Raw genomic sequence first — 14,079 nt, 5'->3', positions numbered from 1 at the left:
TGCTCTTTCACAACATATTTGCCAAGCCTTTTCATTTTTATCATTTTTGAACGCTTTCGTGCATATTTCTAACACAAAGTTAATGCAAAAATACGTGAGGTAACATATTTTATTCGTACCTTTACGCTCCGTATTTATGATGTTGTATAAATTAACAGATAACAATATGGAAAACAGGAGTTTAGTAACCATAGCCGAGTATTCCAAAGAGAAAATTCTCTATATGCTCGAAATGGCGAAGCAGTTTGAAAAAACCCCCAACCGGAAAATTCTTCAGGGTAAGGTAGTGGCCACGTTGTTTTTTGAACCGTCTACCCGCACCCGACTGAGTTTTGAAACTGCTGCCAATCGTTTGGGGGCTAGGGTTATCGGGTTCAGTGACCCCAAAGCAACCAGTTCTTCAAAAGGAGAAACACTGAAAGACACCATTATGATGGTGAGCAATTATGCCGATGTCATCGTCATGAGGCATCACCTCGAAGGGGCGGCACGCTATGCCAGTGAGGTGTCTCCCATCCCCATTGTCAACGCGGGCGACGGTGCCAACCAGCATCCTTCGCAAACCATGCTCGACTTGTATTCCATTTACAAAACACAGGGAACGCTCGAGAATCTGAACATTTACCTGGTGGGCGACCTGAAATACGGACGCACCGTGCACTCGCTGCTCATGGCCATGCGCCACTTCAACCCTGTTTTTCATTTCATTGCGCCCGAGGAGCTGAAGATGCCCGAGGAATACAAGATGTATTGCAGGCAAAACAACATCAGGTATGTGGAACACACTGATTTCAACGAAGAAATCATTGCCGATGCGGATATTTTGTACATGACTCGTGTGCAACGCGAACGCTTTACCGACATGATGGAATACGAACGAGTGAAGAATGTGTATATATTAAGGAGTAAAATGCTGGAGCAAACGCGCCCCAACCTGCGCATTCTGCATCCGCTGCCCCGTGTGAACGAAATTGCGTATGACGTAGACGATAGTCCCAAGGCGTACTATTTTCAGCAGGCGCTCAACGGACTTTATGCGCGCGAAGCCATCTTGTGTGATGTGCTGGGAATTACTCTTCAAGATATCTTATAAATTGATTAACGGAACGCACAAATGAATAAGAATAAACAAGCTTTGCAGGTGGCCGCTCTAAGAAACGGCACTGTAATTGACCATATTCCTGCCGAAAAGCTCTTCACAGTGGTTTCTCTGTTGGGACTGGAACACATGGAGAATAACATCACCATCGGTTTCAACCTCGAAAGCAAGAAGCTGGGCACAAAGGGCATCATCAAAATAGCCGATAAGTTTTTCTGCGACGAGGAGATTAACCGAATTTCTGTCGTGGCACCGCACGTGAAACTGAACATTATTCGTGATTACGAGGTTATTGAAAAGAAAGAGGTGCGCATGCCCGATGATCTGAAAGGCATCGTGAAGTGTGCCAACCCCAAATGCATTACCAACAATGAGCCCATGGCCACACTGTTTCACGTAACCGATAAGGAGAATTGTGTGCTCAAATGTCACTACTGCGAAAAGGAACAAAGAAAAGAAGAGATTGTTATTTTATGAAAGAAGACTGGAAACCGGGAACGATGATTTATCCGCTGCCTGCTGTTATCGTAAGCTGCGGAAGCACCGAGGAGGAGTACAACCTCATTACGCTTTCGTGGGTGGGAACCATCTGTACCAATCCGCCCATGTGTTACATTTCGGTGCGCCCCGAAAGGCATTCGTATGACATTATCAAGAAGAACATGGAGTTTGTGATTAACCTCACAACGAAAGATATGGCGTTTGCAACCGACTGGTGTGGGGTGCGTTCGGGCAAGGATTTTAATAAGTTCGAGGAGATGAAACTCACTCCCGGCAAGTGCTCCGTGGTGCAGGCTCCGCTGGTGGAGGAGTCGCCCTTGTGCATTGAATGCCGCGTAAAGGAAATCATGGCGCTGGGATCGCACCACATGTTCATTGCCGATGTGGTGAATGTGCGGGCAGATCAGGAGCACCTGAACCGTGAAACGGGCAAGCTGGAGCTGGCCGAAACAAACCCGCTGGTGTATGTGCACGGGGGATATTTCGAATTGGGAGCGCACATCGGCAAGTTCGGATGGTCCGTCGAGAAGAAGAATAAGAAGTGATAGTCACCTCTAAAAGATAAAGAATGAAACGACTGCTTGCTTTTATCATTTGTTCCTGTGCCGTGGGCAGTATCTTTTCGCAAGAAACAGATACGTTAACAACCGTGCCGTCGCAACAAGACGGCGTAGTTATCGGCACCCGCTCCGAAACAAACTCGGCTGCCGGTTCTGTGTTGCCACAACAAAAAAAGAAAACACACCGGCTTCCTAACCAACACAAGGTGAACGTTGGTTTCAGGGCGGGGTTCAACTCTACCATGTACCAGGTTTCGTCGCTGAAGATAAGCGGCATCACGATCGACGATGTACAGAACAATTACAAGATTGGTTATGCCGGAACGTTGTTCATGCGGTTCAACATCAGGAAGCATTTCATTCAGCCCGAGGTGTCATACACCATCAGCCGGGGCGAAATTCAGTTCGACAGACTGGGTGAGCACGGCACGGATGTGGAGCCGCAATATGCTTACCTGCGGTCTAGCATTCACAGCATTGACGTGCCGGTGTATTACGGTTACAGCCTCGTGAAAGAAGGGCCTTACAATATGTCAGTCTTCGCAGGTCCCAAACTCAAGTACATCCGCACAGGGAAAAACGACATTGAGTTTGAGAACTTCGGGCAGCAAGATGTGGTAGAAGAATTGCGCAGGTTTAACGTGGGAATGGCCGCCGGCGTATCGGTGAGCATATCGCACATTTACTTTGACTTCCGTTACGAACAGGGGTTCAACAACCTCACCAAATCTGTTACTTACACGGATGCAACAACAACCGGAGGAACATCGAGTGGTGATATTTCGTTCAAAAGACGAGACAATGTGCTGAGTTTTTCGCTGGGCGTAATATTCTAAATTGAAATTTTATCGGCATTAATTCCGATAGTTTGCATGAATATATCATTCTTTTTGATTAATTTTGTGCGCTTAAACAAAGGATCTCGAAACAACTACTTATTATCTTACTACAAAAAGAATGAAAAGAGACGATTTAATTTTCGATATTATCGAAAAAGAGCATCAACGTCAGTTGAAAGGCATCGAACTGATTGCATCAGAAAATTTTGTTAGTGACCAAGTAATGCAGGCCATGGGCTCTTGCTTAACGAATAAATACGCTGAAGGTTACCCCGGCAAGCGTTATTATGGTGGTTGCGAAGTGGTGGATCAGAGCGAGCAAATTGCTATTGACCGCTTAAAGGAAATATTCGGTGCCGAATGGGCCAACGTGCAACCGCACTCGGGCGCTCAGGCTAATGCCGCTGTTTTCTTGGCTGTTCTGAACCCCGGTGATAAATTCCTGGGATTGAACCTGGCACACGGTGGTCACCTTTCTCACGGTTCATTGGTTAATACTTCGGGAATTATCTATACTCCCTGCGAATATAACGTGAAGCAAGAAACCGGTCGCGTAGATTACGACCAGATGGAAGAAGTTGCTTTACGTGAAAAACCCAAATTGATTATTGGTGGTGGCTCTGCCTACTCTCGCGAATGGGACTACAAACGCATGCGCGAAATTGCCGATAAAGTGGGTGCACTGCTGATGATTGACATGGCGCATCCTGCCGGACTCATTGCTGCAGGTTTGCTCGAAAACCCGGTTAAGTACGCACACATCGTGACTTCTACCACTCACAAAACATTGCGTGGTCCACGCGGTGGTGTGATCCTGATGGGTAAGGATTTCCCAAATCCATGGGGAAAAACCACTCCGAAAGGCGAAGTGAAAATGATGTCGCAGTTGCTTGACTCTGCTGTGTTCCCCGGTATTCAGGGTGGACCGCTGGAGCATGTCATTGCTGCCAAAGCTGTTTCATTTGGCGAGTGCTTGCAACCCGAATACAAAGAATACCAACAACAGGTTCAAAAGAATGCTGCTGCATTGGCAAAAGCATTGATGGATCGCGGATTTACCATCGTTTCGGGCGGTACCGACAACCACTCTATGTTGGTTGATCTTCGTGCCAAATACCCCGAATTGACCGGTAAAGTAGCCGAAAAGGCTTTGGTTTCTGCTGATATTACTGTAAACAAAAATATGGTTCCGTTTGATAGTCGCTCGGCTTTCCAGACTTCGGGTATCCGTTTGGGAACTCCGGCTATTACGACTCGTGGTGCCAAAGAGGATTTAATGGCTGAAATAGCCGAAATGATTGAAACTGTATTGTCAAACGTAGAGAATGAGGCTGTTATTGCCGAAGTTCGTGCACGCGTAAACAAAACAATGGAGAAATATCCTCTGTTTGCATATTAAGATTCTTCTTTTAAATAAGCGTCGTGAGACGTGTAAATTGTTTGTTTTTCATAATAAAAAATAATTTAATTACAGCCACCGCTCAATGTGAATTGCGCGGTGGCTTTTTTTATTTAGGTTACAAACGGGGCTTCACAAATTTATCAAGCTCGCTGGTGAAAGTGAGTCTGACAGGCAGGATGTAACGTCCTATTTTTGTTGCCACCGACTCTTCTTCAGTTGGAACGGTGTATGAGCTGATTAACGAATAATGATCAGCATTCACCGCAAAATAACGGTCGGATGTCAGCCCGGTTACGCGTATGGTCCAGTCGAACAGGTTGCCGATGATCGTAAGCGCCTCTTTTTCCGCATCGTAAGCCGGTATATCCACTTTCAGCACCTCGTAAGGCGTGGTGAGCACGTAGAGAGCATGCTTGACATCGGTCATAAACGCCAACGTTTTGCGGTTTTTAAATTCGGTAATGAACAAATGCTCAAGCTTCACACCATCGGGCACCTGAACCGCACGAACGTAAGGACGCCCTTTGATTTGTTTCAGGTGAAACAACCCGCCTTTTGCATCAAGCAACACGTAACCTTCGTCGTAATCTTTACGGGTGGTGGGGTTACCTGCAATCTCAGTGGCAGGGAAGTGAAATCCTTTTTTCTGCAAAGCATCCGTGAAACGGGCACTTTTATCGGCATCAATCCGGTTGGTGGCCATGTCAACAAATTCAATGCCCGAGGCTGTGAAGCGGAATACATCCGATGGCATTTCCAAATCGACACGTCCCGAACGTGACTCGAGCAACGGGTACAGACCGATGCGCGGTGCATTGATGTCGGACGGGCTGGCCTTGAACATGAAGTTCTCATTCTGTATCAGGCGGGGCGTAACCGCTACACCGTGCAGCGTATCCGGAAAGCGCTCGTCGCTCATCAGCTGACGGCAATAGAATGTAGGCAACAAACTGTCGACCTCATCTTGCGTGTATTTGTTGCCGGCAAGGTCGCGACGAACCACCCCTTTGCCTTCTTGCTGACCGGTCAAAATAAAGTCATTGGACACCGAACTGTAAAGCACAAAGTTTCCTTTGGAAGGCTTTGCAGTAAAGAAGTCGTAGCACCAAGGTAATTGCCATACAAGCAACATGACCAAGATAAAATAAAATAATATTTTGCTAAATCGTAACATATTTTCTTGACTTAATGATAAAACGAATCAATCTTGTTTCCCTATTTTGAAGCGACAAACAGACAACCATGACAACGTTGCTGTGAGCAGTGTAAACACTACGAGCAACGGCACAAAGGAGTTGTAGGCTTCCGGCGTATCCGACAGGAAGAAGATGCGCAACAGCAGCAGCGACACCAACAGGTTCAGCACCCGGCGCTTCCAAGTGGGTTCCAAACAAACCCATGCTACCAGAAAATAAGCTGCCAAACCGGCCACAAACCAAGGCACAGCGGTGAGTAAAATGTGGCGTTGCAGCTCCGTTGCCAGTATCCCGTTGAGGTACACACCCATCAATAGAAAGTTTAAACCGAAGCATACCAGCAGGGCAACCAGTCCGTAAAAAAGCATGGCAACTACCATCTTCTGTTGCGAATAAGGCAGATGCAACGTGAGCTTCAGGCACTTTTTGTGCATCTCGGGTACAAACTGCACCACGGCAAGCAATAATCCTGCAAGCAGGGGGATGTATTTCAAGAGGTCAATAAATATCGTGTCACGCGAGAGCATGACCTCCCACACGTGTTCCACGCCCTTGAGCGTAACCACACGGTCAATTCGAAGCATGCCATAGCCCGAGAATCCTAATGTTACCAGTAGCGCAAGCAGCAAGTACCAGCGCGTTTTAATCCATTCTTTGAAAAAGATAGCTTTCAACATAAAACAATTGTTTTGAAGTTAATATTTTCCGGTAAGACCTATGAAAGCGTCTTCCAAATTGACTTTTTCACTCTTCAGCTCACTGAACGGCACCTGCCATTCTTTCAGCTTGTTTTCCACCTCCTGAGGAGAAAGAAACGAATAGGTTTCGAGCGTATTGCGAATCAGCGAAGGATGATAAAACTCGTCGCTTACCGGAAAGGCATAACCTTCGGGAACCGTGCAGGTGTAGTGGCTAATGCCCGCCAGCAGTTCCTTAACAGGTTGCTGAATCAGAATTTTGCCGTAGTCCATGATAATGCAATCGTCAACCAGTCGCTCCATGTCCTGAATGATGTGCGAAGTCAGAAACACCGTTTTATTCTCCGACGAGGCATAGTCGCGCAGGTAGTCAACAAACAGTCTACGATAGCCGGGATCGAGTCCCAGCGAAAAATCGTCGAGCACCAGCAATTCAGGATTTTGAGCCAGAATAAGCCCCAACGCCACCTGCGACCGCTGTCCGCACGACATGCGGGCAATGCGCTGCCCCGGAGCCACTTTCAACTTATTCATCAGTTCATAATACGCCTCCTTTTTCCACTGCGGGTAAAACGAAGCATAGAACTTTTCAATCTCCGCGATGGTCATAAACTGATACTGCACGTGTCCCTCAATGAGCAAACCGATGTTGGTGCGCAAAGCAGGATCCATCTTCTGTATCTCCTGTCCGAAAATGTAACACTCACCGGCACGAGGCTTCAAGTAACCACTCAAAATATTGATGGTGGTTGTTTTACCCGTTCCGTTTTTACCGAGCAATCCCAAAATGCGCCCTTTGGGCACGTTAAAACTCAGGTTTTCGTAAATCAATCGTTTCCCATAATAATGGGTCAGATTCTTACATTCTATGATATTGTTTTCCATTCTGTAACTTTATTAAAATAAAAAGAGAAACGCCAGCGGAATAAGTATGCCCACCAGCAGCTCCACACCTCCTCTGCCCCAAAGACCTTTGGAACCTTTCAGCATGATTATTCCCGTCAGGGTGATGAGAATGAGTCCCACGGCAAAGGCATCGGCAAAATAAGTCCACCACCTGCCCGGATTGTAATGCAGTTTCGTCATCTCGCTGATTACGTGCCGTTTGCGCACGCTTTCGTACTCGGCTGTTGCCGTGCGCAAATGCACCACCAAATTGGAGCCGCCTTTGAGGAACACTTTCACAACACCCGGCTTGGGGTAATAGTGTTTGGTGTAGTTATCCTCCTCGCCCAATGGTTGCAACAGCTGCAACACCTGCTCGCGGGTTATCTTCTCGGCTCCCGTCAGCTGCCCCGCCGGAAGGGTGTATTCTTTGCGCTCGATGATGTAATGCGGGTTGATGCTGTCACGGTGGTTCATCACCAGTCCGGACACAGCATAAATAAGTAACATGCCCGAGAAGAAGAAGGACAGGTCGCGGTGGACTGCCCTGCTCCATTTTCTCAGTGTATTACTCTTGAATTTCATAATTGTTAGCCTCAACGTAATAGAAAGAAAGATATTCTTTGCCGTCGCGAGCCTTGCGGGCAGCAATCTTCTTGCGGAAATCGGCAATGCGCTGTTCCGGACTGTTGGCCGTTTCTCCGCGTGCCTGCTTTTCGGTGCTGCAACCCGCCGCATCACTATCGCCATGCTTCTCGGCAGTGGCAGCTTTCAGCTGGTTTTCCCAGTTTTCAAGATACGCCTCATCAACCCGTTGTTCCACCAGCACACCGGTTACTTTCACTATGCTGTTAACACACTTTTGGTCGAACTTCCCTACTTTTCCGGCTTCAATGCGAATGGTTTGTGTGTCGTCACTCCCCATGAGGAAAATTTTACCACCTCCGTGAGCGCAGATATGCGTACATACTCCTTCAACGGTAACTTCCTCACCTGTTAAGGAGTCGGCAGCTGCCAAGAGCGAATCGACATCAATTGCATCCGACAACTGCTCCGAATCCTCGTCTTGTTGCTTTTGTTGTTTGTTACCACACGAGTTAAAACCCACCATTGCCATCAGGGCAACTACTAAAACTACATACTTTTTCATTTTCATTGCGTTGTATATTTAATTAAAAAGACATTCCGACAGATAATGCCACTTCGTTTTGAGTGCCACATTCTTTGTATGATTTGCCGATGCATGACAGTGTGGCAAAAAGCAGCTGATTACCCTTTAACTTGTAATCGTAACGGCTGCCCACCTGCCACAAACCGTACTGATCGGTGAGGTAAGCAAAATTGTGCAACAGACTTTGCCCCACCGAGCCCGAAAGATCCAGCGTTCCCCACTGTTTGCGGGCCGTGAGGTTGCCACTGTAGCCACCGCCTGCCGTAAAGGCCAGCAACGACTGCCTGAACTGCCACTGAACACCGGCTTTTAAGCCCGCCCACCAGCTGGCATACTCCGTAAATCGCTGCGGATTTTTGTATTCCTCCTTGTTCCACTGATAAGCCACCTGAGGTTCTACGCTCCAGCTGAAACGACGCGTAAACGCATCTGTTGCCAACAAACCACTTAGCACCGCCCCTGCCGAGGTGTGTTCATACTGCTCCAGACTGCTGATGAGCGGATACGAAGAGCCGGTAGGATCGCCAAAGATGTTTTCCGTTCCGGTGCGTACCTTACCGTGCCCCACTAGACGAGTGCCATAGAGCAGACCACCCTCCTGTTTCATCCACGCCAGCTCCAGTGCCAGTTTGTTCTCATCGACCTCTGTAATGGGCAGGTAAGAAATGTTCGACAACTGCTTGCTGAAATGAAAATGATCCGCCCTGAGCGAAGCCGACAGTCCGTTTGCCGTTTGAGGCAGCAAATCAATGCTTGCTCCTACGCCCGTGCCTTTGTAAACGGCATCGGTCACGTTACCGGCAAAACGCACGTAATTCATGCCCAGTCCCAACATGTGATACACAGAGGTGGAGCCCAGATCACTCATAAAATCAATATCGCTCTTCTGGTCGTACTTCCTCACGTGCAACGCCGCTCCCAGCTGGTACGTTTGCCACAGCTTGTGCGAAACTCCTGCGGACACATTCAGGTCGGACACCACATTTTTGGGGCGCGGGTCTTTGCGACGGTAATGCATTGCCGCGCGGTAGTTGAGCACTACGCCCAGTGTCCACTCCTTCATCGTACGCGAGTAGCCTCCCTGAAAAGCATACGTTTCACCCGTCATTTTTCCTCCGATGGAATCGCCGGTAACGTAAGGGTAAACCACACTGAAATCGGATGTTTCGTTCCACAAAACATTCTCTTGTCGCTCGCTGCTGTAAGAAGCCGACCCGAATACCTTCACCGCGTCAGACAGTTTCACGAACGAGGTAGCGTTGAGTCCGCTATTCCTCTGGGAGCTGCCTTCTTCGGAAAGATATGCCTCGCCCTTGTTCAGCCAACGCCCGTTCAACGCCAGTGACGACAGACTAAAATCTTGCCTGTAGAAATTCAGGGCGGGGTTTTGCCACACCTGCGTGCGAAAAACCGACTGAGGCGCAACGGCGCTCACCTGCTTCTGCAAAACAGTTTCGGGTTGCTGCGCCGCTGCCGACAGACAGCAGGCAGCAGCCAGAGAAAAGCAGAGAAGACAACTTGGTTTCATATTTTATTAATTGGCCAACGTGGGGTTTGCTGCCGGTGTAAAGTCGACAGATGAATTATTGGTATCTTGCAACACTTCACGTCCGTCGGGTGTGGTATATGACACTTTGCGCACCACTCCTTTACCCAGATTTTCTTTCAGCGTGCTGTTCAGTCCGAAGTAAGTAAAGCCCATGTCGAGCGCGGGCGACGTAACGTTCCACACGTATGCACTCTTCGGACTGAGGTTCACCGCATCGATAATCCAGTCGTTGGGCACGTAATACTGCGCATTGACTGTCGACACACTGCCCGTAACGGTTACATAAGAATAATCATACGTGTAATCTTTAAGGTACGTGTCAGCATCTACTCCCAAACGTGCCAGCGCATAAGCCTTGTTGCCCTGCTTATTGAGCAACCAAATGGTTTTCGTATAGTTGTAAAGCATCACTAAGTTGGGCACAGAAGGATTGTCGGAATCGGGGTTTGACGTGCTGGTTGAGTTCGTGTACCACTCAAAATTGGCCGTGCTCAGGTCGAAAGAACTGGTGTTGGCCTCTTTGTGGTTAATGGCATTGTCGCACACAATGATTGATTTTCCGGGCTGAACCGGGTATTCCTTGCCTGTGCCGGGTATCATTGCCACCACCTGAGCCGTCATAGCCTCAGCCATTTTATCGGGTGTGTAGGCAAACTTCTGTGTTGTGGTGAACTTTGACTCGAGCAACACCAGTCCGTCGGCATACAACACCTCATCCGAGTTATTGTAAATACGAAAATACTGATCGCCGTTGTACTGTGAAGTGGTTCCGGGTTTGTACGTTCCCACGCCATAGATTTCGGCAATCACAAAATCCGATTTGTCATTCACCACATACACGTCCAGCTTGAGCGAGTAGCTGCCACCGGTAATCTCCACATTCTGCTGGGAACCTTGCAGCGCACGGGTTACCAAGGTATCGGTTACCACCGTCTGGTCATCAACAATGGTTTCTTTGCTGTACGTATAACTAGCCTCTCCGGTGAAAGCCACGTTGTAAAGACCGTCGGGCAACACGGTACTGCCTGCCGCGGCGTAAGCCACCTGCGTATCGGTACCGGTAGAAACGTTGGTGAACGTATAAGTACCCGATGCCACCTGTAGGTTTTCAATGTTGGAAGAAACATTCAGCGCCAACCCCACCTGCGAGGTTTTCAACTCATCATCACTGCTGCATGCGGTGAGCAGCAACATACCCGCCAAAGCGGATGCAAAAGCAAAATTCTTCATTCTCATATTTTATGTGTATTACTAAATATATCCTTTAAAGTTTGATGTTCATTTCCATACCGAAATAGGGCGAAGCCTGACGCTTGATGACCGCATTATTCAAACGGTAATCGGGGTACACGGTCAGTATGCGGTTGACGAACAAAGCCAGCTGCACGTTCTTGCCGAACTCTTTTGTTGCCTTGAAATTAATGTCGAGTGCAAAAGGCACGGTGGTACGGTCAAAATAGGTCGACGAATAGGTTTTTACCAAGTGCTGCAACTGCGTATCGGTCTTGTCGGCCTCGGTAAAAGGACGTACCGTACCCGTTTTGTCGACGTAGCTAACCGGTGTTCCGTCGTTCCATAGGGGACGGTTGTTGGTGAACCAGGTGCACTCTGCCTTGGTAGAAAAGATCAGTCCCAGCTTAGGAATATAGGTATCGAGCAGCACGTTGGTGTTGAATTTCTGTTTCTCGCTGCCGTCTTGCCAGTCGTATAGCCCCACATACTCCAGCTGTTGCCCGTTGAGCAGAATGGACGATGATTTGTAAAACGGCTGACTGTTGCTGTAAACGGTACGCATCCACGCCCCGTTGAGGGTCACTTTGGTCTTCAGCGATTCAATGCGCTTGAAGCTGATTTGATACTCAATGCCCTGCTTACGAATGCGACTGCCGTTGCCGGTCATGCTGTAGGTATCAATGAGGGTATCGTTGCTATAGGTCATCTGTTGCAAGTCGGGCGGCCCGGTCAACGTAGAGCCGTCGATGGACGTGATGTCATAGCTCTTGTAGGGCATCAGCTTGTAGTACGACTGGTCACGAAAGGCATTATTCATGGACTCGTTAAAGTAAGTAACCGAGAAGCTGTGCCCTTTGAAGCTACCGCCCAGTCGCACTTCCCACTTACGGTTGCGCGCCGGTTCCAACTCATAATTCGTGTTGTCCCACGTGTAAGTCATCATGTTGATGCGACGATACTCGGGGTTATTATGGTAGTAGTTGAGTTGCACAATGTCTTGGTAAATCACATCGGGGTAAAGCTGCGCCACGGTGGGCGACTTGCTGTGCCAGCCCAGTCCGGCCGACAAGTCGAACTTCCACCCCCCGGGCCATTCGGGCAAAGTCCACTTCACATTGAAACGCGGGTCGGCATATACCTTGCCGTGCATGCTGTATGCACGGTTGAGGTTCATCAACGAGAGCGTGCGCACACCTGCCACCACGTCGAACGAGTGATGCCCCAGCGCAAAGGTCATAGCCTCTTCGGCAAAGAACGAAAGTTCACCGGTAGCGGGAATATCCCGATAGCTGCGGGGACGCGTTGTGGTGGCTTTGTTGAGCGGACGAGTTATGTCATACACCCTACCATCGCCGAAATTCTTGTTGTAGCTCCACTCCGCCCCGCCTTTAAGGGTGTGCGCAACACCCAACCAATTGAAACCACCCGTGGTGGAGAGCTTTGCATTGGCATTCATCGGCTTACCGTCGACCAGCATATTGGCCACGTACGTGTAAGGCAGGAATTCGCCGTCGGACTCACCTTGCACCAAGCTCGAAGGTACGGCCATGGGCCTGTCGAGCGACACGGTTTTAGTTTCCTTCAAGCGGCTGAACTCCTGCGAAAGGGTTGCCCGGGCATCTACCGTGCGGAAGAAACGACCTTTCAAAAACTTCAGGCTCAACCATGCGCCTACACCCAGCTTATCGTAAGAAGATTTGTAATAATCGTCCGTTAAACTAATGTCGGGGTCGGACTTCTGGTCGTCGAACGAGCCGGAATAGTCCAGGTTAGCCGCCCACTCGTAGCGGATGTTCTTGCTTTCGCCCACGCTGTTGAGCCGGGCAGAAGCCGTTATGCGTTTGTAGTTCTCAAAATTATCACGCGGATCGACTTTCGAGTCAAGGTAACTCAAATCGGTGTTGAGCACGTATCGTCCGCTCAGAAACTCCATCCCCTTGCCTACGGAGAAAAGCTTGGAATACTGATCGGCTTTGAAGCGCGCCTCCAGAGGAGTCTGCGTTTTTTTGCGGTTAATCTTGACCAGTCCGTTGGTGAGGTTGCCGTACTCCACCGAGGGAATTCCACGAATAACCTCTACGCTTTCGATGTTATCCGTTGAGAGGGTACGCATGTCGAGCCCGCGTGAAACGAACGTTTTATCGGACGAGCTGCTTCCGGGAATGTACTGCATGTTGCCGTCTGTGCTAACCGGAGCGCCGTCAACGCTGAAAGCCACTCCGAGCGACGAAATGTCTTCGCCCGTGGCTCCTGCCTCGCGCAGACTAATGAGGTTGGGAGTTCCCATTTGCGGGTCGGCCGACTTGCCACCGGGCAGCAGCTCCAGCAAATCGGTAAAGCTGGTGGGTTGCAAATGCTCCATTGCCTTTTTGTCAATGCGCGACGAGCTGGTTACCCCGCGTGATTCAGATGCGGTGACCACCACCTCGTTGAGAGAAGTCGACGTTGCCCGCAGCAACACTTGCATCCTTTTGCGCACAGGCAACACCACTGCCAACTCTTGTTTTTCGTAACCCAGATAGGATGCAATCAATTGGTACTTGCCCGCCGGCAATCCGGAAAAGCGGAAAGAGCCGCTCACGTCTGTTATGGTGCCATACACCGTGCCCGAGGCCGAAACCAACTGTACGGTGGCAAAGCCCAGTGCCTCAGCCGACTGTGCATCGCTTACCACTCCGCTCAGGGAGATCGTTTTCGTCTCTTCGGCTTGCATCGCTACGCCACGAAGAAGTATTACAAAAAATAAGATTAGTGTTTTGAATCGCATTATTTTTCATTTTGATACTACAAACTTACGAACTATAACAAGGGGTATCAATACCCAATAGTTGGTAAAAATGTAGCATAAAAAAGGTATAAAAACGTTTATTAACCTGTATAATACCTACTAATAGTTAACAGCCAAAATGAACCAAACACCCCGCAGAGGCGTTTGCATGAATAGGG

13 protein-coding genes are annotated in these 14,079 nt (G+C 48.8%); 5 read left to right on the top strand and 8 right to left on the bottom strand.

The genetic code is table 11. The annotated features are described in order from the left end of the window. Window positions 1–166: 166 nt before the first annotated feature. From pyrB to glyA, 5 genes are all read left to right on the top strand, one after another. The gene (pyrB, locus tag ACKPCE_RS10990) at window positions 167–1,093 is read left to right on the top strand and encodes an aspartate carbamoyltransferase (protein WP_319505220.1); all 927 of its coding nucleotides are present in this window, start codon (window positions 167–169) and stop codon (window positions 1,091–1,093) included. A 21-nt stretch (window positions 1,094–1,114) separates the two neighbouring features. Next, window positions 1,115–1,576, top strand: a complete 462-nt coding sequence (pyrI, locus tag ACKPCE_RS10985; protein WP_319505219.1) for an aspartate carbamoyltransferase regulatory subunit — start codon at window positions 1,115–1,117, stop codon at window positions 1,574–1,576. Beyond that, on the top strand, window positions 1,573–2,145 hold the full coding sequence (locus ACKPCE_RS10980) for a flavin reductase family protein (RefSeq protein WP_024997342.1): 573 nt from the start codon (window positions 1,573–1,575) through the stop codon (window positions 2,143–2,145). The genes pyrI and ACKPCE_RS10980 overlap by 4 nt, the downstream gene beginning before the upstream one ends. Window positions 2,146–2,168: 23 nt before the next feature. Next, complete coding sequence (locus ACKPCE_RS10975; RefSeq protein WP_319505218.1) at window positions 2,169–2,996, top strand: porin family protein; 828 nt, start codon at window positions 2,169–2,171, stop codon at window positions 2,994–2,996. A 121-nt stretch (window positions 2,997–3,117) separates the two neighbouring features. Next, window positions 3,118–4,398 (top strand): serine hydroxymethyltransferase, encoded by a 1,281-nt coding sequence (glyA, locus tag ACKPCE_RS10970; RefSeq protein ID WP_027318239.1) that lies wholly within the window; start codon window positions 3,118–3,120, stop codon window positions 4,396–4,398. A 118-nt stretch (window positions 4,399–4,516) separates the two neighbouring features. Here glyA and ACKPCE_RS10965 read toward each other — a convergent pair whose 3' ends face one another. Genes ACKPCE_RS10965 through ACKPCE_RS10930 form a run of 8 tightly spaced genes read right to left on the bottom strand, consistent with a single transcriptional unit; the run spans window position 4,517 to window position 13,900 of the window. Further along, the gene (locus tag ACKPCE_RS10965; protein ID WP_319505217.1) at window positions 4,517–5,575 is read right to left on the bottom strand and encodes a DUF4857 domain-containing protein; all 1,059 of its coding nucleotides are present in this window, start codon (window positions 5,573–5,575) and stop codon (window positions 4,517–4,519) included. A gap of 27 nt (window positions 5,576–5,602) precedes the next feature. Continuing rightward, window positions 5,603–6,274 carry a hypothetical protein gene (locus tag ACKPCE_RS10960; protein ID WP_319505216.1) on the bottom strand — a complete coding sequence of 224 codons (672 nt, stop codon included), beginning with the start codon at window positions 6,272–6,274 and terminating at the stop codon, window positions 5,603–5,605. Between the two features lie 18 nt (window positions 6,275–6,292). After that, complete coding sequence (locus tag ACKPCE_RS10955; RefSeq protein WP_319505215.1) at window positions 6,293–7,180, bottom strand: ABC transporter ATP-binding protein; 888 nt, start codon at window positions 7,178–7,180, stop codon at window positions 6,293–6,295. A 12-nt stretch (window positions 7,181–7,192) separates the two neighbouring features. Next, window positions 7,193–7,765 carry a PepSY-associated TM helix domain-containing protein gene (locus ACKPCE_RS10950; RefSeq protein ID WP_319505214.1) on the bottom strand — a complete coding sequence of 191 codons (573 nt, stop codon included), beginning with the start codon at window positions 7,763–7,765 and terminating at the stop codon, window positions 7,193–7,195. Then, window positions 7,749–8,336: a hypothetical protein gene (locus ACKPCE_RS10945; protein ID WP_319505213.1), complete on the bottom strand. Its 588-nt coding sequence runs from the start codon at window positions 8,334–8,336 to the stop codon at window positions 7,749–7,751. The genes ACKPCE_RS10950 and ACKPCE_RS10945 overlap by 17 nt, the downstream gene beginning before the upstream one ends. A gap of 16 nt (window positions 8,337–8,352) precedes the next feature. Beyond that, window positions 8,353–9,879 (bottom strand): DUF6850 family outer membrane beta-barrel protein, encoded by a 1,527-nt coding sequence (locus ACKPCE_RS10940; RefSeq protein ID WP_319505212.1) that lies wholly within the window; start codon window positions 9,877–9,879, stop codon window positions 8,353–8,355. Between the two features lie 6 nt (window positions 9,880–9,885). After that, the gene (locus tag ACKPCE_RS10935) at window positions 9,886–11,136 is read right to left on the bottom strand and encodes a DUF4876 domain-containing protein (protein WP_407654967.1); all 1,251 of its coding nucleotides are present in this window, start codon (window positions 11,134–11,136) and stop codon (window positions 9,886–9,888) included. A gap of 28 nt (window positions 11,137–11,164) precedes the next feature. Then, window positions 11,165–13,900, bottom strand: coding sequence for a carboxypeptidase-like regulatory domain-containing protein (locus ACKPCE_RS10930; RefSeq protein WP_319505210.1), 2,736 nt, complete (start codon window positions 13,898–13,900; stop codon window positions 11,165–11,167). Window positions 13,901–14,079: the final 179 nt, after the last annotated feature.

Source organism: Bacteroides graminisolvens, assembly GCF_963666085.1.
Taxonomy (GTDB): domain Bacteria; phylum Bacteroidota; class Bacteroidia; order Bacteroidales; family Bacteroidaceae; genus Bacteroides; species Bacteroides graminisolvens.
Note: the sequence above shows the minus strand (reverse complement) of the source record. Positions and strands in the feature narration are given on the sequence as shown.